We start from the raw sequence: 927 nt of genomic DNA on the forward strand, positions 1-927 counted from the left end.
CTAGCGCTCTGTCTGCCATGTTCGATCGTCTCGAAGCCGAACTGGCTGACGAGACTGGCGGACCCTGGTTCGCCGGCGAGCACTTTTCGCTGGTCGACGCCGTTTACGGTCCGGTCTTCCGCTATCTGGACGCCTTCGACCGGATGGGTGATTTCGGCATCCTGGACGGCAAACCGCTCGTCCGGGCCTGGCGCAAGGCGTTGAGTGAACGCCCGTCGATCAAGCACGCCGTGGCGCCTGACTATCCGCAAGGCCTGCATGCCTTCCTGCGAGCGAAGGGATCATACCTTTCGAGCCTCATTGGCCGAAGCGATCCCGTCAAACCGCTTGTACAAGCCCTATCCGCCTGAACGGATCGATCACGAGCAAGTTGTTTGCTCGCAGCCGTCAGTTCTCGAACAGGACGAAGGCGGCCCAGACCCGCGGGTCCTGCGCGCCAGATATCTTGCCGTCGCGGGCATCGCGACGGGCCTGGCGCAGCGCTTCCGGATAGGTCTGCCCGGCGGCCAGATGGTCGTAGAAGCTGACCATAAAGGCGGCGGTTCCCGCATCATCCACCGGCCATAGCGTCAGCAGCGATCGCTTCGCACCGGCAATGTTGATCGCTGTCGGCAGGCCGCGCAAACCACCGACGAATGTCTCCTGGCCACGGGCCGTCTCGCAAGCGGACAGGACAATGAGATCGAGGCCTGATAGATCCCAGGTCATCAATTCCATGCCGTACAGGCGGCCGTCATCATCGTCGCGCTTCATCGATTGCCGGTTTCCGGACCGCGACAGCACCACCTCGCTCTGCCACAGCGCGTTGACGGCGCCAACGCCGCTCTCTTTTTCGTCGCGATAGGCGCCGTGCGTGGCCAGATGCGCAACCGTCGCCTGCTCCATGTCCTTGCGCAGCGCACGTTCGCTGGCCGCCGTTCCGGTAAG

Annotated in this window: 2 protein-coding genes; one reads left to right on the forward strand and one right to left on the reverse strand. The window is 63.4% G+C overall.

What is annotated here, in order from left to right:
• On the forward strand, positions 1-350 hold a 350-nt coding region (locus tag EN993_RS36245; RefSeq protein WP_164758074.1), incomplete at its 5' end, for a glutathione S-transferase domain-containing protein.
• A gap of 37 nt (positions 351-387) precedes the next feature.
• Here EN993_RS36245 and EN993_RS36250 read toward each other — a convergent pair.
• The coding region (locus tag EN993_RS36250) for a CHAT domain-containing protein (protein ID WP_164758075.1) at positions 388-927 on the reverse strand (540 nt) is incomplete at its 5' end.

This window comes from Mesorhizobium sp. M7D.F.Ca.US.004.01.2.1 (genome assembly GCF_003997785.1).
Taxonomy (GTDB): domain Bacteria; phylum Pseudomonadota; class Alphaproteobacteria; order Rhizobiales; family Rhizobiaceae; genus Mesorhizobium; species Mesorhizobium loti.